Source organism: Marinospirillum perlucidum (genome assembly GCF_003336805.1).
Taxonomy (GTDB): Bacteria; Pseudomonadota; Gammaproteobacteria; order Pseudomonadales; family Halomonadaceae; genus Marinospirillum; species Marinospirillum perlucidum.
Window position 1 is genome coordinate 152,323 of record NZ_QFWJ01000003.1, and the last position, 23,499, is coordinate 175,821.

Below are 23,499 nucleotides of genomic sequence, written 5' to 3' on the forward strand. Positions count from 1 at the left end.
TTTTGACGCTGCTGATTTATTTGCTCTTGGGTGCGGGTGCCGGTCTTTTGGCTGGCCTCTTTGGTATTGGCGGGGGGCTGGTGATCGTCCCCGTCCTGGTCTTAACCTTTGCCGCCCTGGGTTTTCCCGCTGAGATTCTGGTGCATCTGGCGGTGGGAACTTCTCTGGCAACCATTGTTCCTACTTCCATCAGTTCGACCTGGTCGCACCACCAGAAAGGCGGTGTCAGCTGGCATTGGTTTCGTCTGATGGCCCCCGGCATTCTTTTGGGTGCTCTTCTGGGTGCCTGGACGGCCAGTCTGCTCTCGGGTCTGGCGCTGCAAAAGATTATCGGTATTTTTGTGCTGTTGGTGGCCATCAAAATGGGGCTGAATCTTAACCCCCGGCCAGGTCAAGCTGAGGTCAAGGCCCCTCTGATGACCCTGGCAGGTGCTGTTATTGGCTGGGCTTCTGCCATTTTCGGGATAGGCGGCGGCACCCTGACAGTGCCCTTTCTGACCTGGTGCAAGGCGGCCATGCGCAAGGCGGTGGGAACCTCCGCCTCCCTGGGGCTGCCCATTGCAGTTTTTGGTGCTCTGGGTAATCTCTGGACGGGCTGGGAACATCCCCAGTTGCCTGAAGGGGCTTGGGGCTTTGTCTATTGGCCTGCTTTTCTGGGGATCGTATTGATGAGTGTGCCCTTTGCCCGTCTGGGGGCCAAACTGGCTCATTACTTACCGGAAAAGCTGCTCAAGCGGCTCTTTGCCCTTCTGCTTCTGGTAGTCGGTGCAAGATTTCTGTTGGCCTGATCAATAAGGAGAGATGGCTTGTTGGAGTATCCACAGATTGACCCGGTGGCTTTTAGCCTGGGGCCGGTATCCGTGCACTGGTATGGTTTGACCTATCTGGTTGGGATAGGTCTGGCCTGGTGGCTGGCCCGCCAGAGAGCCAAGCGCCTGGGCTTGACCCATGAACAGATCGGAGACCTGGTGTTCTATGCCGCGCTGGGGGTCGTGCTCGGGGGGCGTCTGGGCTATGCCCTCTTCTATCATTTTGACCGAGTTCTGGCGGATCCGCTTTGGTTGCTGCGCGTCTGGGAAGGCGGTATGGCCTTTCATGGTGGCTTCCTCGGTGTAGTCGTGGCTCTGATTGTCTTTGCCCGCCGCCACCGTTTGCACTGGCTGGAATTGGGTGACTTCGTGGCTCCCCTGACACCCATCGGCTTGGGTCTGGGGCGTCTGGGTAACTTTATTAATGGCGAACTTTGGGGACGAACCACCGAGGTGCCCTGGGGCATGGTTTTCCCGGGTGCAGGCGATATGGCACGGCATCCCTCCCAGCTTTATCAATTTGCGCTTGAAGGCCTGCTACTGTTTATCCTTCTTTGGATTTTTTCGCGTCAGCCCCGGCCGCTAGGTAGTGTTTCCGGCCTTTTCCTTCTGGGCTACGGCAGTTTGCGCTTTCTGGTGGAATTTACGCGTGAACCCGACGCCCATCTTGGCTTGCTGACTGCAGGACTGAGTATGGGGCAACTCCTGTCACTACCCATGATATTGGTAGGGGGCGGACTCATCTATTGGGCCTATAGGAATAAGCAGGCATAATAGTAGGATTTACTTTTAGCGAGCTGAAGATATGCAAGCCTATCTGGATTTAATGCGCCATGTGCGGGAAAACGGGGTCTATAAGTCAGACCGGACGGGAACCGGAACCTATAGCGTGTTTGGCTACCAGATGCGCTTTGATCTGGGCAAAGGCTTCCCGTTGGTCACCACTAAAAAACTGCATCTGCGTTCTATCATCCATGAGCTTCTCTGGTTCCTGAAAGGCGATACCAATATCGCCTACCTTAAGGAAAACGGCGTTTCCATCTGGGATGAGTGGGCCGATGAACAGGGCGACTTGGGACCGGTTTACGGCTATCAGTGGCGCTCCTGGCCTGATCCGCGTGGTGGCAGTGTCGATCAGATCGAAAAGCTTTTGCAGCAGATCAAAAATAATCCCGATTCGCGGCGGCTGCTGGTATCTGCCTGGAATCCAGCATTGGTCGATGAAATGGCACTCCCACCCTGCCATTGTCTTTTCCAGTTTTATGTTGCTGATGGCAAGTTGTCCTGCCAGCTTTATCAGCGATCGGCGGATATCTTTCTGGGCGTGCCCTTTAATATTGCCAGCTATGCCTTGCTGACCGAGATGATTGCCCAGGTGACCGGCCTGCAAGCGGGCGAGTTTGTTCACACTCTGGGTGATGCGCACCTCTACAGTAATCATCTGGAGCAGACAGACCTGCAGTTAAGTCGTGAACCTCTGCCTGCACCCCGGCTGGAATTGAATCCCGAAGTGAAAAATCTGTTTGATTTCACCTTTGATGACATTGCCATCAAGGACTATGAATTTCATCCACATATCAAGGCACCGGTGGCTGTATGAACCTGAATCTGGAAACCCCTGTTGCCATTATTGTTGCCGCTGCACGTAACTGGGTCATCGGGCATGAAAATGCCATGCCCTGGTATCTACCCGAAGAACTTCAGCATTTCAAACGCACGACCCTGGGCAAGCCACTGGTCATGGGGCGAGCAACTTTTGAATCCATTGGCCGCCCTCTGCCCGGGCGAACCAATATCGTGATCAGTCGCAATCCTGAATTTTCCCATCCGGGAATCCGTGTGGCGGCCAGTCTGGAAGAAGCACTGAAACTGGCTGACAGCCAAGCCATTATCGACGCTTCTCCGGAGATTATGGTGATGGGCGGCGGCCAGATCTATCAACAGGCATTTCCTCTGGCTTCGCGCCTCTACCTCACCCAGGTGGAAGCCGAACCTGAAGGCGATACCTGGTTTCCGGAAGTTAAAGAAGACGAATGGCAGGAACTCAGTCGTGATACCTACCCAGCCCAGGAAGGTAATCGTTATGGCTACCAGATCAAGTATCTGGAACGCAGACGCTGAAATAGCGAGCAGGTTTCTGGCAATGGGCGGTAAATAATGCTAAAAAAAACCTGACTGCATGCGTAGGAAGAACAAAAATGGCGTTCGAGCAAAAAGTGGATGATCTTTTTGATCAGTTGACCAGTTACGCCGATCAGGGTGTTCAGGCCCTGAATCTGGCCCATCAGGAAATTGATCGTTTACAGCAAAGAAACCAGGATCTGGAACAGCAGGTTGCCGAATTGGAAGGCAAGCTGACTCGCCTGCGTGAAAAAGTAGATGCTGGTTTAAAGGATCCGGAAGCGGCCAAACTCCTTCATCGCCCTGATGCCTTGATGGTACTGATTCGTGAAACCCTGGGATTGGAGACGGCACCGCCAGGGGTTGCGCCTGAAGAAGGCTACCCGGAACTGGAAGAGTTGAACCCTCAGCAGCGTCTGGAGCACTGGATCAAAAGCTATCCGCGCGCGTTCATGCCGGGCCAGCCTCAGCCTTTGAAAATCGGAATCCATGAAGACCTGCAGGAAGCTGAAGGCGGTGATCAGAAAAAAATTCGCCGGGCTTTGGCCGGTTATGTAAAGCTTCCGCGTTACCTGCGTTGTTTGAAAGCCGGTGCAGTGCGTTTGGATTTGCAAGGCCAGAACGCTGGCTTTGTCACTGAGGAGGAAGCAGAATTTGCTCGCAACCAACTAGTGGAATGGGAAGAGCAGAAAAAGCAAAAGGATAGCCGCCGTCGCCAGCAGGAAGCTGAACAGAAAAAACGCGCCGAAGACGAAAGGATGCAGTCCAAGCTGGATCAACTGCTCAAGCTGAACCGCCACTAGGCTGGATCAGGTATCCAGCTCGATTCTCTGGTTGGCTAGTCCCAGCATCAAATCCGAACGAGTGACCAGACCCAAGAGCTCACCCTCCTGATCCAGGACAGGAACAGCTCTGACCCGATGCTTGAGCATCAGTCGCGCGATATCTCTGACATCCGTGTTTTCCAGAGCCGTAATCAGGGGAACTTTGATCAGTTGGCGAACCTGGATGCTAGTTAAGTCAATTTCTTCCTCTTCCTGACTCCAACTGCCGACGCCGGCTGCTTCGGCCAGCAGGTCGCGATCATTGACGATGCCTTCCAGTTGGCCTTGATCATCAACCAGTACTAAATGGTGAATCTGATTCTCTGCCAGGACTTCCCAGGCCTGGTTAATGCTGGCGCTGGCCTCCAGGGTGATGACTGGAGAGCGCATCACCCGACTAGCAGGCAGATGCAGTTCGTGGTGGGTATGGCTTTGTTCCACCTGATTGTAAGCGTTGACGGCTCTTTTCCCTGTCACCAGTTGGCTTTCATCCTCCTGTTGGTGATCCGCTTCCTCTTCGTGCTTTTCCCCTGCAGTCAACTGTCGGTTTAACCAGGTCTGGTCGGTGATGTTCTGTTCGTGCTCCCTATCACCATCGTGATCCACCAGGCGACGACTGGCCGAGGTGGCTTGGGTTTGGCGGATGGCAGGTCGCTGTAGCAGCTGATTTTTGGGGGTGTGGATTCGAAGCCCCTGTTCGTGAATGGGGAATACCATACCCTTCTCCTTGGTTATTTAGCAGAGGTCTTGATTATAGACTCAAGCAGAGGTTTCTATCCTGCCTTTTTCGCTGTTTTTTGTCCATTGCTGCACTGCGAGATAATTTTTATCTTAAATATCTGAAATCTCGATAAAAAAATCTTTTCGTACTGGCCTGGCATCGCGGCCTTAATTGGACTACTTTTAGTGTGGGCATTACGCCCTGAGCAATTTTCAAAGCCTAACAGGCAGAGGGAAATATGAGTGAAGAAATGTTGTTGGCTCTCGCCGCAGAGCTGCAAGCCAGACAGGCTTGGGAAGAGGCCTTTTGTGCCGATGTTGAGCAGATGCCACTGAAGATGGCCGCTTGACGGGATTCCCGACTGTAAATTTCTTCAAGCTTCCATCAAGAGAAGCCAATAAAAAACCGGAGCCCTAGGGCTCCGGTTTTCTTTTGCGGCTTGATCAGTTCAGGTTAACCCAGATACATAATCATGATGCCTGCCGCAACGGCAGAACCAATAACCCCGGCAACGTTGGGTCCCATGGCGTGCATGAGCAGGAAGTTCTGGGGGTTGGATTCCAGACCGACCTTATTGGATACCCGCGCCGCCATAGGAACGGCGGATACACCGGCAGAACCGATCAAGGGGTTGATGGGCATCTTGCTGAAGCGGTTCATCAGCTTGGCCATCAAGACACCACAAGCGGTACCGATACCAAAGGCCACAATACCCAGTGACAGAATGCCCAGAGTTTCCACGGTCAGGAAGAGATCCGCGACCAGCTTGGAACCAACAGACAGACCCAGGAAGATGGTCACGGTATTGATCAGAGCGTTCTGTGCAGTATCCGACAGACGCTCCACCACACCGGATTCACGCATCAGGTTACCCAGACAGAACATGCCCAGCAGAGGTGCTGCCGAAGGCAGGAAGAGTACAACCAGACCCAGAACGGCAATCGGGAAGATGATCTTCTCCTTCTTGCTGACCGGACGCAGCTGACTCATCTGGATGGATCTTTCTTCCTTGGAGGTCAGGGCACGCATAATGGGCGGCTGGATCAAAGGCACCAGTGCCATATAGGAATAGGCGGCTACAGCAATGGCACCCAGGAGTTCAGGAGCCAGAATACTGGATACATAGATGGCTGTGGGACCATCCGCACCACCGATAATACCGATGGCTGCTGCCTGGTTGATGTTGAAATCAACCACACCCAGAGCAGACAAGCCTACCGCACCGAGAACCGTTGCAAAGATACCAAACTGAGCTGCAGCACCCAGGAAAAGGGTTCTGGGGTTGGCCAGCAGGGGGCCAAAGTCAGTCATGGCGCCCACACCCATAAAGATGATCAGCGGGGCAGCACCAGACGCGATAGTCACCTTGTAGAAGGTATAAAGCATGCCATCCGTGTAGCCTTGGGCTGCTGCAATAGCTTTCAGGTTCTTGTAGATAACCGGGTCTTCAAGGCCTTTTACGGCAGCCTTGATGGCCAGGCGGTTTTCTTCTTCCGCTGCGCTTTGCAGGGTGATTCCCAGTTCCTGGGCAAAGAGACGCGCTGTCTCAGGGTTGAGAACACTGATAGCCTGATCCAGGGCCGACAAGGCCAGCCCGGCTTCAGGAATGTTGGCCAGGATGCCGCCGAAACCGATCGGCAGCAACAACAAAGGCTCAAATTTCTTCGCAATTGCCAGATACAGCAGCACCAGGCAGATCGCAATCATGATGAACTGGGGCAGGGTCAGGTTGTAGAGACCTGAACCTTCCCACAGCAATAACACTTTATCCATGGGTAAAGCTCCGCTAGAGAATCCGTCAATTAAAGGGTGAGCAGGGTGTCACCAACCTGTACGGCATCCCCTTCACGTACATCAACACTACCGACGGTACCGGCACTGCTGGCACGAATTTCGGTTTCCATTTTCATCGCTTCCATGATGATGACGACCTGATTGGCTTCTACTGCATCACCGGGTTTGACCAGAATTTTGAAGATGTTACCAGCCAGAGGTGCGGTAATGGCTTCGCCACTGCTGGCAGCAGGTGCTGCAGGGGCCGCTGGTGCCGGTGCGCTGCCGGTTGGGGTAACACTGGTGATGTCACCACCCTCGGCCACTTCGACGACATAGCTGTTGCCATTGACCTTGACGGTGTAAACACCGGGTTCATCACCGGAAGCAGCCTTGGCTGGTGCAGTCGCTGCCTGGGCGGATTCCAGAGTGGGTACGGGTTCAAATGCTGAGGCATCACCACGGTTACGCAGGAATTTCAGGCCGATTTCCGGGAAGAGTGCATAAGTCAGGACGTCATCCAGTTTGTTTTCGCCCTTGGCCAGCTCAATACCTTCATCCTTGGCTTTGGCTTCCAGTTCTTTTTCCAGCTTGTCCATTTCGTCATCGATCAGGTCAGCAGGACGGCAGGTAATGGGTTCCTTGCCTTCCAGTACACGATCCTGCAGTTCCTTGTTGAGTTCGGAAGGTGCAGCACCGTATTCGCCCTTGAGGACTTTCTGAACTTCTTTACTGATAGACTTGTAACGCTCGCCCATAAGGACGTTCATGACCGCTTGGGTACCCACAATTTGCGAGGTAGGCGTGACCAGAGGGATGTAGCCCAGGTCTTCACGAACCTTGGGAATCTCGGCAAGTACATCATCCAGCTTGTCGCCGGCACCCTGTTCTTTCAGCTGGCTTTCCATGTTGGTCAGCATGCCGCCTGGAACCTGGGCCACCAGAATGCGGGAATCAACGCCGCGCAGTGAACCTTCAAACTGAGCGTATTTCTTCCGCACTTCACGGAAGTAGGCAGCAATGTCTTCCAGCAGTTCGATATCCAGGCCGGTATCCCATTCGGTATCCTTGAAGATAGATACCACGGATTCGGTGGGGCTGTGACCATAGGTCTGGGACATCGAGGAGATAGCCGTATCAACGTTGTCGATACCTGCTTCCACAGCCTTGACGATAGCAGAGGTGGACAGGCCGGTGGTGGCGTGACACTGCATATGAATGGGGATGCTGAGGCTTGCTTTCAGCTTGGAAACCAGTTCATAGGCTACATAGGGGTTAAGCAGACCGGCCATGTCTTTGATGGCCAGGGAGTCAGCGCCCATGTCTTCGATTTTCTTGGCCAGATCCAGCCACATCTGCATGGTGTGAACCGGAGAGATCGTGTAGGAAATAGTACCCTGGGCATGCTTGCCTTGTTGCTTGACGGCTTTCAGGGCGGTTTCCAGATTGCGAGGATCGTTCATGGCGTCAAACACACGGAAGACATCAACACCGTTGGTGGCCGCGCGCTCGACAAATTTGTCGACCACATCATCAGCATAGTGGCGGTAACCCAGCAGATTCTGACCACGCAGCAGCATCTGCTGAGGGGTGTTGGGCATGGCCTTTTTCAGTTCACGAATGCGATCCCAGGGGTCTTCACCCAGGTAACGGATACAGGAGTCAAAAGTCGCTCCGCCCCAGCTTTCCAGAGACCAGAAACCAACCTGGTCGAGTTTTTCTGCAATAGGCAGCATGTCGTCAATACGCATGCGGGTCGCCAGCAGGGATTGGTGGGCATCACGGAGAACGACATCGGTTATGCCGAGTTTTTTCTTGGGTGCATTCATCGTTAATTACCTGTTTAGCAATTGAAAGCGGTCATGCCACGGGTGGTGGCGGTTAATTTTTATTTCGATGACGGTGCAGGTGAATAGCGGCAGAGATGGCCGCGATAACTTCAGAGTTCTGCTCTGTTGGCAAGGCTGCGGCCTTACCTGCTTTGGCTGGAGCAGGTTCTTCTGCTTCCGGAAAAAAGTGGTTGATTGACTTGGACATCAGGGTGGTGGCCACCACCAGCAGTGTCAGAAAGACAAAGACAAAACCCATCCCCAGAATCAGAAGGTTGAGGCCTTCCGTAATCAAATCAGGTTCTTGCATTGCAGTTCCTCATTTTAGGTCTAAGCAAGCCGAAACTGGCTTAAGTTCGGCAAAATGCGAAGATTGCTGCCTGTTAAAAGTGTGATCTGTTTAACCTTGCACCAGTTTTATTTTTGTAGCAACTACAAGAATCACTACCAACTTGACAAAATGTCTCAGGATTACAGATTAACGCTGGGAGTTTGCTGGCCCCTTCGGGCTTGGCGATAAAAAACGACTTGCCAGTCATCAGTTTTGGCAAGCTCTGAGGTAAAATGGCGGTTTCCCAGTAAATGCAGCTTTTTTTAACCAGTGAGCCAACGAGTGACTCCATCCCTGACTGAAATCAATCCCCAGGTCGCCCTGGCACCCATGGAAGGAGTGTTGGAAGCCACGGTTCGTGAGTTGATCACGGCGCAAGGTGGCTGGGATTTTTGCGTGACCGAATTTGTCCGTGTCTCTCATGAGCGCCTGCCCCTCAAGGTTTTTCATCGCTGCTCACCGGAGCTGCGCCAGGGTGCGGTAACGCCTTCCGGTGTGCCTGTCCACCTGCAATTGTTGGGTAGTGATCCTGAATCCATGGCAATTAATGCCCGGGTGGCTGCCAAGGCGGGTGCCCAGGTGGTGGATCTTAATTTTGGTTGTCCTGCCAAGATCGTTAACCGTCATGGTGGGGGTGCCAGTCTTTTACGCAAACCCGAACAGGTGGGCGCCGTAACCCGGGCGGTGGTGGAAGCCTTGAAGCCCCTGCAGCTTCCGGTTACGGCCAAGATGCGCTTGGGGTTTGAAGATACTTCGCTGGCCGTGGAAAACGCTCAGGCCATAGAAGCTGCCGGAGCCACCCAGTTGGTGATTCATGCCCGTACCAAGGTGCAGGGCTACAAGCCACCGGCCCATTGGGCCGAGATAGGCCGAATTGCACAGGCAGTTAGCCTGCCTTTATTCGCCAATGGTGATATCTGGACTCTGGAGGATTACCAGAAATGCTGCCAGGCTTCGGGTGTGAACCAGGTGATGCTGGGCAGAACTGCCATGGCGGACCCCTGGTTGGCGGCGCGAATCAAGGCTTATGCAGCCGGACAGGCGTTTGCGGAAACCCGCTTCAGTGATCTGCTGGGGTTGATGTTGACCTGGATGCAGTCAGGAGGCAGCCAGTATAGCGAAAGGGTCAGGGTCATGCGCATCAAACAGTGGCTGTTGATGCTGGTTCCGCGTTGGGGAGACCTGGCCCGCAAGGCTTTTGATCAGTGCAAACGTCTGGAGGAAGAAAGCCAGGTAATCGAGCTGCTGGAAGCTAAAGGCGGTGCTGCTTTAATGCCCAGCTGACATGTTCTCTGACCAGGGCTTCAGGATGGTCAGCCCTGGCTTGCAGGGCCTGGATTACCTCAGTGCTACCGGGGGCGTTGCCGAGAGCCACCGCCAGGTTGCGCAACCAGCTGATATAACCCGTACGCCGAATGGTCGAGCCCTCGGTATTTTTCAAAAAAGTAGTTTCATCCCAGGCAAAGAGATCGACCAGATCGGCGCTGTCCAGCTGGTGGCGCGGATGAAAATCCTTTTCTGCGGTAGGCTTGGCAAAACGGTTCCAGGGGCAGACCAGTTGGCAATCATCACAGCCAAAAATGCGATTGCCCATCAGGGGGCGCAGCTCTTCGGGGATGCTGCCCTTGAGTTCGATGGTCAGATAGCTGATGCAGCGGGTGGCATCCAGCACTCCATCGGCGACAAAAGCATCCGTGGGGCAGGCGCTATGGCAGGCTGAACACTGGCCGCAGTGATCCCGGCCAAAGGCAGGATCAGGCGGTAAAGGCAAATTCAGGTAAAGCTCGCCCAGAAAAAACCAACTACCCGCCTTGGGGGTGATCAGCATGCAGTTCTTGCCAATCCAGCCCAGGCCGCCTTGCTGCGCCAGGGCTCTTTCCAGTACCGGGGCGGAATCGGTAAAAGCCCGGCTCTTGAGTTCAGGAAAAGCCTCGCGTAATTCCGGTAGTGCATCCAGTCGCTGGTTGAGAGCTTTGGCCAGCTGGGCCAAGCGCTTGCGCACCAGTTTGTGGTAGTCACGACCCACGGCATAGCGGCTGATGTAGGCTTTTTCAGGTTTGCCCAGGATTTTGACTGTTTCGGTTTCCGGGGGCAGGTAATCCATGCGTAGGGTCACCACGGCCAGGGTGCCGGGTTCCAGTTCGGCCGGATCACAGCGTTTATCCAGATGCCGGTGCATCCATTGCATTTCGCCTTCATAGCCAGCATCCAGCCATTTCTTGAGATAGGCCGGATGTTCGCCCAGATCGACGCTGCTGATACCTGTCGCCGCAAAACCATAATCCTTTGCCAGGTCTTTGATTTGCTGAGCCAGATCGGCAAGGCAGGCTTGTTGTTGTGAATCCAGTGGTATCATCAGGTTTTCAAATCAGTCGGGATGCCGGTTATGCGAATTTGTTTTTTCAGTGCGCAGAAATATGATCAGCAGTTTTTTGACCAGGCCAACCAGCAGTATGGTTTTGAGCTTGTCTATCAGGAGGCCGCTCTGGATGCTTCCACGGCGCGTTTGGCCGAGGGTGCTGATGGTGTCTGTGTTTTTGTTAATGATACGCTGGATGCAGATTGTTTGCAGGCCCTTGAGCGTCTGGGCATTCGTTTTCTGGCGTTACGCTGTGCCGGTTTTAACCAGGTGGATCTGGAGGCGGCTCGATCCCTGGGATTGGCTGTGGTTCGAGTGCCTGCCTACTCCCCTGAAGCAGTAGCCGAGCATACCCTGGCTCTGATTCTTACGCTCAATCGCCAGACGCATCGAGCTTTTAACCGGGTGAGGGAAAACAATTTCCAACTCAACGGTCTGCTAGGGTTTAACCTGCACGGGCGCAAGGTGGGTCTGGTGGGCACCGGTCAGATCGGGTTGAGTGTCGCCCGCATTCTCAAGGGCTTTGGCTGTGAGTTGCTGGCTCATGATCCCTTTGCCAATCAGGCGTTTCTGGCCCTGGGCGGCACTTATGTTTCTCTGGAAGAGCTCTACGCCGAAAGCGATATTATAAGTCTGCATTGCCCCCTGACACCGGAAAACCATCACTTGATCGATCAGCAGGCGCTGGATCAGATGAAGCCGGGAGTCATGCTGGTTAATACCAGTCGTGGTGCCCTGATAGATACAGCCGCAGCAGTTCATGCCCTTAAATCCGGCCAATTGGGATACCTGGCGCTGGATGTCTATGAGCAGGAAGGGGATGTCTTTTTCCATGATCGCTCGGATGAAATTCTCTCCGACGACCTGCTCGCGCGGCTGATGACTTTCCCCAATGTTTTGGTGACCGGCCACCAGGGCTTTTTTACCCGTGAAGCCCTGACCCAGATTGCCGAGATTACCCTGGCTAACCTGCAACAGCTGGATCAGGATCAGCCCTGTGATAATGAGCTGACCCATAAACTCAGTGCCTGATTGTAGGCTAGAGAAGCATGGCCGCCAGCCAGCCAAAGGCAATCAGCGGCAGATTATAGTGTACGAAGGTGGGGACGACGGAATCCCAGATGTGGTCATGCTGGCCATCGGCATTCAGGCCGGAGGTCGGACCCAGGGTGGAATCGGAAGCCGGGGAACCGGCATCCCCCAGAGCCGCAGCTGTGCCTACCAGGGCAATGGTTGCCAGGGGCGAGAAACCAAAGCTTAGCGCCAGGGGTACATAAAGAGCTGCAATAATGGGAATGGTGGAAAAGGAAGAGCCGATACCCAGCGTAATGAACAGGCCCACCAGCAGCATGATTAGTGCGGCCATGCCCTTGTTGTCACCAATAACCTCTACCGAGGTTTCCACCAGTTCAGGAATGGCACCGGTGGCCTGCATGACGCCAGCAAAGCCTGACGCCGTGATCATGATAAAGCCGACCAGGGCCATCATGCGCATGCCTTCGGTGAAAATATCGTCCTGCTCGCGCCAGCGGAACACGCCGCTCAGGGATAAGAGAGCAAAACCGGCCAGACCGCCCAGGACCATGGAATTAAAACCCAGTTGAACCCCCAGGGCAGTCAGGATAGAGGCCAGAATGATCAGCCATTGCCAGGGTTTTAGTGGTGTTTCCCTGACTGGCTGCTGGTCACCAATGGGTAGGGAAGCATAGTGGCGTTTCTTGCGGTAGCTGAAAAATACCGCAACGATCAAGCCTAGCGCCATACCCAGAATCGGCAGCAGCATGGCCTGGGGGATGCGCTCTGCCGAGAAAACAACGCCTTCAGCGGCCCCGGCAGTATTCAGGTTGGTCAAAAGGATGTCATTCAGGAAGATGGCGCCAAAACCGACGGGCAGAAGCATGTAGGGAGCAGTGATACCAAAGGTGATCACACAGGCTACGGCACGGCGATCCAGGTTAAGGCGATTCATTACAGCCAGTAGCGGGGGTACCAGGATGGGAATAAAGGCGATATGAACCGGAATCAGGTTCTGGGAACTGATCGCCATCAGCAGTAATGCCCCGAGAAGAAGGCTGCTCAGCCACTGGTTGCTGATTTTGGCCTGGTCATGCAGGCGCTGGAGAATAAAGCCTGCCAGGCGATCGGTAATTCCCGAACGAGCCAGGGCCACGGCAAAAGCACCCAGGGCAGCATAAGACAGGGCGATTCCGGCACCCTGGCCGAGGCCATCATTAAAGGCGGCGAGAATTTCTTCCAGGGGCATCCCGGCTAGAGGGCCGCCCACCAGGGCCGCAATAATCAGGGAGAAGACCACGGAAACCCTTGCCAGACTCAGGGTGACCATGACTAAGATAGCAACAACGACTGCATTCATGAGGTTTTGCCTCGACTGAAAAAAGCGCGCAAGGTTAGCAGAAAGATTTGACCTTGTCTTCACGGGAGAAAAAAGCATGCTGATCGACCCTCGTCGCCAATCACCTGCTGATCCTTCGGCAGCCTGGCCACTCTACTCAGCGGCTTCGGCTGCTGCTATTGACCAGCAGGTGATAGCAGCAGGAACCCCAGGTTTTGAACTCATGCAAAGAGCGGCCAAGGCGGCTTGGCAACTCCTGCGTCAGCGTTGGCCAAAGGCAGAACGTATCAGTGTTTTTTGCGGTGGTGGCAACAACGGGGGCGATGGCCTCCTGCTGGCGCTGTTGGCCCAAGAGGCGGGTAAAACAGTGCGTCTCTGGATTACAGGTGATCCGAGTGCTTATATCGGTGAAGCTGCCGAGGCCTGGGCAGCTGTTCAGGCTGCAGGTCTGCAGCCGGAGGCTGGTGAGCCGGAGCTGCTGGATCAAGATGAAGTGCTGGTGGATGCCCTCTTGGGGATAGGTCTGCAGGGGGAGGTGCGTGGACGCATCAAGGAATGGATTGAGATTCTGAATGCTTCATCAACACCCATTCTTGCGCTGGATACCCCCTCGGGACTGCTGGTGGATGAGGGGGCCGTGGCCGGTTGTGCGGTAAAAGCTCAACTGACCCTGACCTTTATTGTTCTCAAGCCGGGTTTGTTTACCGGACAGGGACCAGCATTTGCTGGTCGGGTTTTCTGGGCGGATTTGAGTATTACCCAGGAGCAGATCGAAGAGGAACCCCTGGCTTGGCTGCAGGCACGGGAAGAGGGACAGAAGCTGCTGAAGCCCCGCCAGGCCGATGGTCATAAGGTCAGTCACGGGCGCTTGTTGATTGTGGCTGGTCAGACTGGCATGGGAGGAGCTGCCCTATTGGCCGCTCAAGCTGCTTTACGAAGCGGGGCAGGGATGGTCAAACTGCTGACTGCTGCGGATAATGTTATGCCGGTTCTTGTCAGCCAGCCGGAACTTCTGGTGGAAGCCTGGCAGCAGGACCCCGAGGCCCTGACAGAGCAGTTGGAAGAGAACTTTCGCTGGGCCGATGCCCTACTGATTGGTCCGGGTTTGGGACAGGGCGCAGTGGCTCAACACCTTTGGGAAACCAGTTGGCTATTTTCCGGTCCCTGTCTGGTCGATGCCGATGCCTTGAATCTTTGTGCAGCGGGGGTTAAACCTTCTGCTCAGCTGGCCACGGACAACTGGGTTATTACCCCGCATCCTGGAGAGGCAGCCCGACTGCTGGGATGGTCGGGAGCAGAAATCCAAAAAAACCGCTTGCAGGCTGTCCGTTTGTTGGCCTTGCAGACCGGAGCTGTCAGTCTGCTCAAGGGGGCTGGCTCCTGTTGCCAGCGACCGGATGAAATAACTGGGGAAAGCTACTTGCCGCTTATCTGCCCTTTTGGCAATGCTGGCATGGGTGTGGCAGGCATGGGCGATCTGCTGAGTGGTTGTATCGCCGCGCTTCTGGCGCAGGGTTTGCATGCTTCCCAGGCAGCTGCACTGGGTATGCGGATTCATGCCCAGGCGGGGGATAAGGCTGCTGGTGATCAGCCCCGTGGTTTGCTACCCAGCGATCTTCTACCCTTTTTGCGTGAGGGTGTGAACTGATACGGGTTGCAGACTTATCTTTCTTTCAGTAAAAGTTTTATAATGCACGGTTTACAGGTGAACGCTATGCAAGCCCGATTCTATCTTGCTGATGAAAATGAACAAATGGCTCTGGGAGCTCGCCTGGCCAAAGTGTTGGATCAGGGCGTCATCTTCCTGGAAGGTGATCTGGGGGCCGGAAAAACCACGTTTACCCGAGGGTTTATTCGCGCTCTGGGTCATCAGGGCGCAGTCAAGAGCCCGACCTACACCCTGGTGGAGCCCTATGTGCTGGATGACCAGAGTGTGTATCATTTTGATCTCTATCGCCTCAGCGACCCTGAAGAGCTGGAAATGATCGGTATCCGCGATTACTTTGAAGAAGGGGCTCTGTGCCTGATCGAATGGCCCGAAAAGGGGCAGGGCTTTCTGCCCGAAGCCGATCTTGTGGTTACCTTCGCCCTGGCCGAAGACGAGGGTCGGGAAGCCAGCATCGAGGCAGGAACAGCGGTCGGTGAGGCTGCCCTGCAACTGCTCGGACCGGCGTCCAACCCTGCATAACATTTAATTGTCTCGTAACTGGTTCCTAGTGCATGATCAAGTCTTTTAGCTACCGCCTTTTTGCCCTTTTGCTGCTGGGAATGCTGGCCAGTAATGGAGCCCTGGCCTCAAGTATCGAGGGGCTGCGTATCTGGCCCGCACCTGACCATGTGCGCCTGGTTTTTGATCTTTCGGGGCCAGCCAGCCACCGGGTTTTCAGCCTGGAAAACCCCCACCGATTGGTCATCGATATCAGTGATGTTCGCCTGGCTACTCGCTTTACCCAGGCCAATCTGGATAACACGCCCATCCGGCGAATTCGTCATGCGGTCAGAAATGGGGATGATCTGCGCGTGGTTCTGGATTTGGAAAGATCCATTCAGCCCCGCAGTTTTCTGCTGCGGCCCAACGAACAGTATGGCGACCGTCTGGTGGTGGATCTGGTGCTGCCGGGTGAAAGTCGCATCGATGAAGCGCCGCCCCGAGAAACCCTGCCCCGTGAACAGCGCCAGGTCGTGATTGCCATCGACCCGGGGCACGGCGGCGAAGATCCGGGTGCTATTGGCCCCAGCGGCACCCTGGAAAAGGATGTGGTTTGGGAGTTGTCGCGTCGACTGGCCGATATTATCAATGAAGATCCTGCCTTCGAAGCCATACTGACTCGCACGGGAGACTACTATATTGGTCTGCGTCAGCGTGTGGAGCTGGCACGCCGAGCCAGAGCGGATCTTTTTCTATCCATCCATGCCGATGCCTATCGTTCTCCTGAACCCCAGGGGACCTCGGTTTATGTGCTTTCCCAGCGGGGTGCCAGTTCCGAGTCTGCCCGCTGGTTGGCAGACAGTGAGAACCGTGCCGATCTGATTGGTGGTGTTGAGGGGGTGCTGACCCTGGGAGACAAGGATGAAACCCTGGCCGGGGTGCTGGTGGATCTATCCATGACGGCAACCCTGTCGGAAAGCATGAAAGCCGGTTCGCGGGTACTGACCAATATGGGGCGAGTCAACCGCTTGCACCGTCGCAGTGTGGAGCAGGCTGGTTTCGTGGTGCTCAAATCACCGGATTTGCCCTCCATGCTGATCGAGGCTGGTTTTATATCCAATCCTCAAGAAGAAAGACGTCTGCAGGATCCGGCTTTTCAGCAACGCCTGGGCCAGCAGATCGCTGCAGCGGTCAGGGAATATTTTCTTGAAAACCCACCACATAATTCGGTTTTGGCGGGCAATTCCGAGGCTTCCCTGAGTCGTTATACCATTCGCAATGGCGACACCCTTTCAGAAATCGCCCGCAGTCAGGGCGTGGACATCAGCGAGCTGCGTGAATTGAACAACCTTTCCGGGGATACCATCCGCGTGGGGCAAACGCTACGGATTCCTTCTTCATGATGCAACAAGCTCGACCGATTCAGGTTTTAACGCCACGTCTGGCCAACCAGATTGCTGCCGGGGAGGTGGTTGAACGCCCGGCGTCGGTTCTCAAGGAATTGCTGGAAAATGCCCTGGATGCCGGAGCCACCCAGATCGATGTGGAAGTGGAAGAAGGCGGCGTTCGCCTGCTGCGCGTCAAGGATAACGGACGCGGTATCGACCAACAGGATTTGCCGTTGGCACTGGCACGCCATGCGACCAGTAAGATAGCAACCCTGGATGATCTGGAAGGAGTGGCTACTCTGGGTTTTCGTGGAGAAGCTCTGGCATCCATCAGTTCTGTCTCTCGATTGGAACTGATTACCAGCACCGATGCCAGTGGCAAGGGCTGGCGCGTGGTAGCCGAAGGTCGGGAAATGCAACCAAGGGTCACCCCGGCACCGCACCCCCAGGGAACCAGCCTCGTGGTTCGGGATCTTTTCTTCAATACCCCGGCAAGGCGAAAATTTCTGCGTACCCAGCGAACCGAATTTGCTCACCTGGAAGAAGTCTTCCGGCGGATCGCCCTGTCACGCCAGGATGTCAGTTTTTCTCTCAAGCATCAGGGTAAGGTGCTGCATCAGCTGCCAGCCGTGACCGCAGAGGCAGATGAGCGACATCTGGCCCGGCGTATCAGCCAGCTATTAAGCAAGGACTTTCTTGGGCAATCCCTGCAGGTCGATGCGGTCGCTTCAGGTATCAGTCTGACCGGTTGGGTGGGTTTGCCGGTTTATGCTCGGGCCCAGGCGGATCGCCAGTACTTTTTTGTCAATGGTCGCGTCGTCCGTGACAAGCTGGTTGCTCATGCCATCCGTCAGGCTTATCAGGATGTGCTCTATTCCGGGCGGCATCCGGTGTTTGTGCTCTGGCTGGAGGTTGATCCGACCATCGTGGATGTCAATGTGCATCCGACCAAGCACGAGGTGCGTTTTCGGGATGGTCGCTGGGTGCATGATTTTATTTTTTCCTCCCTGCACAAGCGCCTGGGTGCGGCCCTTTTGGGGGCCGAGCAGGAGCCGGTTGCCACGCCCCAGTCAGCTTCCGCCCAGCCGCCTGGAAAGCCAGCTGCAGCAGCACAAATTCCTCAACAGGAAATGCCTCCGCTACCGGTTTCCTCCCCGCGTGAGCAGGAGCGCTTGGACTGGCGCTCTCCGGCCAGCAGTCAGGCTTCAGGCGCTGGCGTGGCGGATACGCTGGCTTTTTACGAAAAGTTGGCGCAGAGCCAACCGGCTGCCTCCCCGTCTACTCATGAAAACCGCAATGAAGGCGAACTGCCACCTCTGGGCTATGCCTTGGCCCAGTTTCAGGGTATCTACATCCTGTCTGAAAATGCTCAGGGACTGGTGGTTGTGGATATGCATGCCGCTCATGAACGTATTACCTACGAAGGCCTGAAAAAAGCTTGGTTGCAGCGCCCTTTAACCAGCCAACCGCTGCTGGTACCGGAAACCCTGACCCTGGATGAAGAGTTGGTGGAGGTGGCGGGCCAGCAAAATGCTTTGCTTCAGGATTTGGGCGTGGAGCTGGAACCCCTGGGCCCTTGCGAGCTGGTGATCAGAGCCTTGCCAGTGCTTCTTCAGGGAGCTTCGGGGCCGGATCTGGTAACCAGCCTGCTGCAGGAGTTGCAGCGTTATGGCAGTGCCCGCAGCCTGGAAGCGTCGATTAATGAAGTCCTGGCCACGATTGCCTGTCATGGTTCGGTCAGGGCCGGGCGTCAGTTGAAACTGGCGGAAATGAATGCCCTTCTTCGGGATATGGAAGCCACCGAGCGCAGTGACCAGTGTAATCATGGTCGACCCACCTGGTTTCAGCTGACTCTGGGTGATTTGGATCGTATGTTTTTAAGGGGGCGTTGAAGCATGAGCAGGAATACAGAGACACGCCCTGGCGCCATCTTCCTTTTGGGACCGACTGCTTCGGGTAAAACCGATCTGGCCGTACGCCTGGTAGAAGACTTGCCCTGCGAAATTATCAGTGTGGATTCAGCGTTGGTGTATCGGGGGATGGATATCGGCACCGCCAAGCCGGATGCCGAAACCCTGGCTAGGGCTCCTCATCGTTTGATCGATATACGCGATCCGGCTGACAGCTATTCAGCCGGGGATTTTCGTCGTGATGCCCTGGCTGCCATGGAAGAGATCACCGCAGCCGGACGTATTCCTCTACTGGTCGGTGGAACTTCTCTTTATTTTCAGCGCCTGCTGGCTGGCGACTCGAATCTGCCGTCTGCCGATCCCGGAATTCGCCAGCGCCTGGAAGAGGAATTGCAGAAAAAGGGTTGTCCTGCCCTGCATCAGCGGTTGGCAGAGCTGGATCCGGCTTCTGCTGCTCGCATTGCTCCGACTGATCCCCAGCGAACCCTGAGAGCTCTGGAGTTATGGGAAATTACCGGCAAAACCCGCACCCAGCTGTGGCAGGAACAGCAAGCCGATCAGCGTCCCTTTCCCTGGAGAACCCTGCAACTGGGTCTGGCACCAGCCGACAGAAAACTCTTGCATCAGCGCATTGAACAGCGCTTTGCCAAAATGCTTGAGGCAGGTTTTGTAGCCGAGGTAGAGGCCCTGAAAGCTCGCCCTGATTTGCATTCCGGCCTGCCTTCAATGCGTTCAGTCGGCTACCGTCAAGTTGGCCAGTATCTGGATGGTGAACTCAATGAGCAGGAGATGTTCGAAAAGGGGGTTGTGGCAACTCGGCAGCTGGCCAAGCGGCAACTGACCTGGATGCGCTCCTGGGAGAACCTGGAGTGGCTGGTGGCTGAAGACCTTGAAGTGACCAGTCAGACACTGAAGCTGGCTGACAAATTTTGTCGTTCGGCAACATAAATGTCAGACAGAGGCTGGATAAGCTGGTTATAATTGTTCATGTTTATCAAGAGCAGTTAAGCCTAGTGCTTAAGAACCACTGATTAACCGATGCACTGCTTCAGTCAGTGCCCTGAGGGTTGCTCAGCGGCTTCATGAATAAAATTACACTAAGATAAAATTCTAATGTCAAAGGGAGACATGCCATGTCTAAAGGGCAAACACTACAAGATCCTTATTTGAATCTACTGCGCAAAGAGCGTATTCCCGTTTCCATTTTTTTGGTTAATGGAATCAAGCTGCAAGGGCAGATCGAGTCCTTTGACCAGTTCGTGATTCTGCTGCGCAACACTGTCAGCCAGATGGTCTACAAGCATGCAATTTCCACGGTGGTGCCAACCCGCAGTGTTCGCCTGCCCGCTCAAGACGAAGAAGATGAGTCCTGAGCTTTGCATGACCTTGAAGGCTAGGAGTTATTGATTGTTTTTTGAACGTGAAAGGGGCGGTGATCGTGCCGTCCTTGTCCATTTGGACATGCAGGATGAGGCGGATCGTGAAGATTCCCAGGAATTTCAGGAGCTGGTTCGTTCTGCCGGTGGTGAAGCCGTAGCCCTGATCCAGGGGCGGCGTAACCAACCCTCCCCCCGCTTATTTATTGGCCAGGGCAAACTGGAAGAAGTCCGTCAGGCCGTCAAGGATAACGAGGCTGATCTGGTGCTTTTCAACCACAGTCTTAAACCTTCCCAGGAACGCAATCTGGAACGGGAACTGCAATGTCGTGTTCTTGATCGTACCGGACTCATCCTGGATATCTTTGCCCAGCGAGCCAGAACCTATGAAGGCAAGCTTCAGGTTGAACTGGCTCAACTGGAGTTCATGAGTACGCGCCTGGTACGTGGCTGGACCCACCTGGAACGCCAAAAAGGCGGGATCGGGTTGCGAGGTCCGGGTGAAACCCAGCTGGAAACCGACCGGCGACTCCTTAGAACCCGTATCAGTGCCATCAACAAGCGGCTGCAAAAGGTCCGCGTGCAGCGGCAAAACAGCCGCCGGGCTCGCGTTCAGGCAGAAATACCCGCTGTGTCCTTGGTGGGCTACACCAACGCGGGGAAATCCACCCTGTTCAACAACCTGACCCGTTCCGGCGTTTATGCCGCTGACCAGCTATTTGCTACGCTGGACCCTACCCTGAGACGCCTTGAGGTTGGTGATCTGGGGCCGGTGATCCTGGCTGATACCGTGGGATTTATTCGTCATCTTCCACACAAGCTGGTTGAGGCTTTTCAGGCTACACTTCAGGAAGCTTCAGAAGCGACCCTGCTGTTGCACGTTGTCGATGCAGCCAGTGAAGAGCGGGAAGACAATCTTTACCAGGTCAACGAAGTCCTGGATGAGATCAACGCTGGAGACGTACCTGCGCTGCTGGTGTTTAACAAGATTGATCTGCTTGAACAGCAGCCACGAATTGATCGGGATGATGAAGGTCTGCCAGAAAGAGTCTGGCTATCGGCACAAACAGGCGAAGGCCTGGACCTTTTGTTGCAAGCCATCAATGAACGCCTCTTGCCGCGATTGGTCAAAGGTGTTCTGGAGCTGGCGCCTGCGGATACGCGGTTGCGTGGCAAGCTGTTTGATCTGGGCGCCGTGGTCAAGGAAGATTACGATGACCAGGGTTATTGCCAGCTGGAAATACGCTTGCCGCAAAAGGATTTTAATCAGCTACTAGCAGGCCTGAAGCTGCAATCAGAAGACCTGAAATGGCTGACAAAACCATGACCTGATCACGTTTTTCAGGTAGCATTGCGCAAAATTAAACACTTTCCTTAAGTGGAGACAGAAAACTATGGCGTGGAATGAGCCCGGTGGTGGCAATCAACACGATCCCTGGAGTGGTGGCGGTCGCAAACCCGGCGGCGGTCCCGGCAAGGATCAGGGGCCTCCTGATCTGGATGAAGCCCTGAAGAAAATGCAGGACAAGCTGGGTGGCCTCTTTGGTGGCAAGGGCAACAAAGGTGGTGGCTCTGGACGTACGCCCGGTAAATTCGGCGGTTTTGGCCTGACGGCTCTGGTCGGTGTTCTGGTTCTGGCCATTTGGGTAGCCAGTGGCTTCTACCTGGTCGACCAATCGGAAAGGGGCGTCGTACTGCGTCTGGGTAAATACCATGAAACGGTTACCCCGGGTCTGCACTGGAATCCGCCGATTATTGATTCGGTCACCAACGTCAATGTTACGCGTATTCGTTCGCTGAGCCAGACGACCAGTATGCTGACCAAAGACGAAAATATCGTAAAGGTCGAGATTTCCGCTCAATACATCGTTCAGAACCCCAAGGATTACCTGATCAATGTGCGTTCACCTGAACGCAGTCTGGAATTTGCATTGGATTCTTCCCTGCGTCACGAAGTGGGGACGACCAATCTGATCGCAATCCTGACCGAGGGTCGTGAAATCCTGGCCCAGGGCGTTTTTGATCGTCTGCAGCGTTATCTGGATACCTATGGCGTTGGCTTGCGTCTGCAAACCGTCAACATCGAGAACACCTCGGCACCGGATGAAGTTCAGTCAGCCTTTGATGATGTTATTCGTGCTCGTGAAGACCGCGAGAGAACCATCAACCAGGCACGCTCCTATGAAAACTCGGTGATTCCTGAAGCGGAAGGTCGAGCAGCCCGTATTCTGGAAGAAGCCCAGGGTTACCGCGAAGCGGTTGTGGCACGCGCAGAGGGTGAAGCCCAGCGTTTTTCTGCGCTCTTGACCGAGTACCAGCGTTCACCTGAAGTGACGCGTGAGCGTCTCTACATTGAAGCCATGCAGGAAGTGCTGAGTAATTCCAGCAAGGTGCTGGTTAATACTGAACAAGGCAGTAACAACATGATGTATCTGCCTCTGGATCGTCTGGCCGGTGGCAGTGCGGTCAGTAACCGTGCTTCCGGATCAGGTTCTAGCTCCTCATCTTCCTCGTCCACCAATAATCTGGATGACTATGAGCTGGATCAGTTGACAGATCGAGTCCTGGAGCGCGTACGTGAGCGCCAGGGTAGCAACAATGGTATTCGTCGGGAGGGTCGCTAATGCACGCACGTTCTTTTGTGGCGCTGGCCTTACTTGCAGTTGTTGCCCTGCTCGCCAGCAGCAGTCTCTATGTGGTTAATGAAACCCAGCGAGCCATTCGTCTGAAGTTTGGTGAAGTGGTAGAAACCGATATTCAGCCGGGTTTGCACTGGAAAATTCCCGTGTATAACACCGTGCGCTTGTTTGATACCCGGGTACAAACCCTGGATGCCCAGTCTTCGCGCTATCTAACCGGGGATCGCAAGGGTGTGATTGTGGACTCCTTCGTTAAGTGGCGGATCGTGGATGTCACCCGCTACTACGAAGCCACCTCCGGTTCGGAACTGGCTGCAGAGCGTCTGATTGCACCGCGTGTGGATGAAAGTCTGCGTAACGAATTCGGTCGCCGCACCCTGGCAGAAATTGTCAGTGAACAGCGGGATGAGTTGATGACTCGGCCCATTGATGAACTGAATACCGCCCTGGTTGACGAGATGGGTGTTTCCATCATGGATATTCGGGTTAAGCAGATTGACCTGCCCACGGAAGTATCCAACTCAGTCTACGAGCGGATGCGCACCGAGCGTCAGCGTGAAGCTCGCGAGTATCGCGCCGAGGGTAACGAACAGGCCGAGCGTATTCGCGCGGCAGCTGACCGTAACCGCGAGGTGATTCTGGCCAACGCCCAGCGTGAAGCCGAAATCCTGCGTGGTGAAGGGGATGCTGAAGCAGCCCGCATTTATGCCGATGCCTTTGGAGAAGACGATGACTTCTATAGCTTTGTCCGTTCCATGCAGGCCTATCGTGCAGCTTTTGCCAACAAGGATGACATCCTGGTAGTCAGCCCCGAAAGCGAATTTTTCCGCTTCCTGGAGACGCCCGAAGGGCAACGTTGATCTATCCCCTGTTATCCTGAGCCGAGGGCTGGTCCCTCGGTTTTTTTGCGTTAAAAA

At 54.8% G+C, this 23,499-nt stretch carries 22 protein-coding genes; 16 read left to right on the top strand and 6 right to left on the bottom strand.

Translation table 11 applies throughout. The features are described from left to right. The first annotated feature begins 2 nt into the window (after positions 1-2). The 5 genes from DFK18_RS05565 to DFK18_RS05585 all read left to right on the top strand — a co-directional run bounded on the left by DFK18_RS05565 (position 3) and on the right by DFK18_RS05585 (position 3,733). The gene (locus tag DFK18_RS05565; protein WP_114417252.1) at positions 3-788 is read left to right on the top strand and encodes a sulfite exporter TauE/SafE family protein; all 786 of its coding nucleotides are present in this window, start codon (positions 3-5) and stop codon (positions 786-788) included. An 18-nt stretch (positions 789-806) separates the two neighbouring features. Next, entirely contained in the window at positions 807-1,583 is a 777-nt protein-coding gene (gene lgt, locus DFK18_RS05570) for a prolipoprotein diacylglyceryl transferase (protein ID WP_114417253.1), read from the top strand. Positions 1,584-1,614: 31 nt separating this feature from the next. After that, entirely contained in the window at positions 1,615-2,409 is a 795-nt protein-coding gene (locus DFK18_RS05575) for a thymidylate synthase (protein WP_114417254.1), read from the top strand. Next, positions 2,406-2,930 (top strand): dihydrofolate reductase, encoded by a 525-nt coding sequence (locus DFK18_RS05580; protein ID WP_114417255.1) that lies wholly within the window; start codon positions 2,406-2,408, stop codon positions 2,928-2,930. The genes DFK18_RS05575 and DFK18_RS05580 overlap by 4 nt, the downstream gene beginning before the upstream one ends. A 77-nt stretch (positions 2,931-3,007) precedes the next feature. Then, positions 3,008-3,733: a ProQ/FINO family protein gene (locus DFK18_RS05585; RefSeq protein WP_114417256.1), complete on the top strand. Its 726-nt coding sequence runs from the start codon at positions 3,008-3,010 to the stop codon at positions 3,731-3,733. A 6-nt stretch (positions 3,734-3,739) separates the two neighbouring features. On the opposite strand, the gene DFK18_RS05590 is transcribed toward DFK18_RS05585, so the two are convergent. The 4 genes from DFK18_RS05590 to DFK18_RS05605 all read right to left on the bottom strand — a co-directional run bounded on the left by DFK18_RS05590 (position 3,740) and on the right by DFK18_RS05605 (position 8,387). Continuing rightward, positions 3,740-4,471, bottom strand: coding sequence for a CBS domain-containing protein (locus DFK18_RS05590; protein ID WP_114417257.1), 732 nt, complete (start codon positions 4,469-4,471; stop codon positions 3,740-3,742). A 457-nt stretch (positions 4,472-4,928) separates the two neighbouring features. Further along, the gene (locus DFK18_RS05595) at positions 4,929-6,248 is read right to left on the bottom strand and encodes a sodium ion-translocating decarboxylase subunit beta (protein ID WP_114417258.1); all 1,320 of its coding nucleotides are present in this window, start codon (positions 6,246-6,248) and stop codon (positions 4,929-4,931) included. A 29-nt stretch (positions 6,249-6,277) separates the two neighbouring features. After that, on the bottom strand, positions 6,278-8,077 hold the full coding sequence (gene oadA / locus DFK18_RS05600) for a sodium-extruding oxaloacetate decarboxylase subunit alpha (RefSeq protein ID WP_114417259.1): 1,800 nt from the start codon (positions 8,075-8,077) through the stop codon (positions 6,278-6,280). A 52-nt stretch (positions 8,078-8,129) separates the two neighbouring features. Continuing rightward, positions 8,130-8,387 carry an OadG family protein gene (locus DFK18_RS05605; protein WP_114417260.1) on the bottom strand — a complete coding sequence of 86 codons (258 nt, stop codon included), beginning with the start codon at positions 8,385-8,387 and terminating at the stop codon, positions 8,130-8,132. 303 nt (positions 8,388-8,690) lie between these two features. On the opposite strand from DFK18_RS05605, the gene DFK18_RS05610 reads away from it, so the two are divergent. Next, positions 8,691-9,692 carry a tRNA dihydrouridine synthase gene (locus DFK18_RS05610; protein WP_342769742.1) on the top strand — a complete coding sequence of 334 codons (1,002 nt, stop codon included), beginning with the start codon at positions 8,691-8,693 and terminating at the stop codon, positions 9,690-9,692. Here the strand turns inward: DFK18_RS05610 and queG are convergent. After that, on the bottom strand, positions 9,661-10,764 hold the full coding sequence (gene queG, locus DFK18_RS05615) for a tRNA epoxyqueuosine(34) reductase QueG (protein WP_114417261.1): 1,104 nt from the start codon (positions 10,762-10,764) through the stop codon (positions 9,661-9,663). The genes DFK18_RS05610 and queG overlap by 32 nt on opposite strands. Before the next feature lie 30 nt (positions 10,765-10,794). On the opposite strand from queG, the gene DFK18_RS05620 reads away from it, so the two are divergent. Further along, the gene (locus DFK18_RS05620) at positions 10,795-11,799 is read left to right on the top strand and encodes a 2-hydroxyacid dehydrogenase (RefSeq protein ID WP_114417262.1); all 1,005 of its coding nucleotides are present in this window, start codon (positions 10,795-10,797) and stop codon (positions 11,797-11,799) included. A 7-nt stretch (positions 11,800-11,806) separates the two neighbouring features. Here DFK18_RS05620 and DFK18_RS05625 read toward each other — a convergent pair whose 3' ends face one another. After that, positions 11,807-13,141, bottom strand: coding sequence for a Na+/H+ antiporter family protein (locus tag DFK18_RS05625; protein ID WP_114417263.1), 1,335 nt, complete (start codon positions 13,139-13,141; stop codon positions 11,807-11,809). A gap of 76 nt (positions 13,142-13,217) precedes the next feature. On the opposite strand from DFK18_RS05625, the gene DFK18_RS05630 reads away from it, so the two are divergent. From DFK18_RS05630 to hflC, 9 genes are all read left to right on the top strand, one after another. Then, complete coding sequence (locus DFK18_RS05630; RefSeq protein ID WP_114417264.1) at positions 13,218-14,768, top strand: NAD(P)H-hydrate dehydratase; 1,551 nt, start codon at positions 13,218-13,220, stop codon at positions 14,766-14,768. Positions 14,769-14,834: 66 nt separating this feature from the next. Then, complete coding sequence (tsaE, locus tag DFK18_RS05635) at positions 14,835-15,308, top strand: tRNA (adenosine(37)-N6)-threonylcarbamoyltransferase complex ATPase subunit type 1 TsaE (protein ID WP_114417265.1); 474 nt, start codon at positions 14,835-14,837, stop codon at positions 15,306-15,308. 32 nt (positions 15,309-15,340) lie between these two features. Beyond that, on the top strand, positions 15,341-16,672 hold the full coding sequence (locus tag DFK18_RS05640) for an N-acetylmuramoyl-L-alanine amidase (protein ID WP_114417266.1): 1,332 nt from the start codon (positions 15,341-15,343) through the stop codon (positions 16,670-16,672). After that, entirely contained in the window at positions 16,672-18,549 is a 1,878-nt protein-coding gene (gene mutL, locus DFK18_RS05645; RefSeq protein ID WP_114417543.1) for a DNA mismatch repair endonuclease MutL, read from the top strand. Before DFK18_RS05640 ends, mutL begins: the two co-directional genes overlap by 1 nt. A gap of 3 nt (positions 18,550-18,552) precedes the next feature. Further along, positions 18,553-19,515: a tRNA (adenosine(37)-N6)-dimethylallyltransferase MiaA gene (gene miaA, locus DFK18_RS05650; RefSeq protein ID WP_114417267.1), complete on the top strand. Its 963-nt coding sequence runs from the start codon at positions 18,553-18,555 to the stop codon at positions 19,513-19,515. A 185-nt stretch (positions 19,516-19,700) separates the two neighbouring features. Continuing rightward, on the top strand, positions 19,701-19,940 hold the full coding sequence (gene hfq, locus DFK18_RS05655; RefSeq protein ID WP_114417268.1) for an RNA chaperone Hfq: 240 nt from the start codon (positions 19,701-19,703) through the stop codon (positions 19,938-19,940). A 34-nt stretch (positions 19,941-19,974) separates the two neighbouring features. Further along, positions 19,975-21,270, top strand: coding sequence for a ribosome rescue GTPase HflX (gene hflX, locus DFK18_RS05660; RefSeq protein ID WP_114417269.1), 1,296 nt, complete (start codon positions 19,975-19,977; stop codon positions 21,268-21,270). A 67-nt stretch (positions 21,271-21,337) separates the two neighbouring features. Then, positions 21,338-22,567: an FtsH protease activity modulator HflK gene (hflK, locus tag DFK18_RS05665; protein WP_114417270.1), complete on the top strand. Its 1,230-nt coding sequence runs from the start codon at positions 21,338-21,340 to the stop codon at positions 22,565-22,567. Further along, on the top strand, positions 22,567-23,442 hold the full coding sequence (hflC, locus tag DFK18_RS05670; protein ID WP_114417271.1) for a protease modulator HflC: 876 nt from the start codon (positions 22,567-22,569) through the stop codon (positions 23,440-23,442). Before hflK ends, hflC begins: the two co-directional genes overlap by 1 nt. Positions 23,443-23,499: the final 57 nt, after the last annotated feature.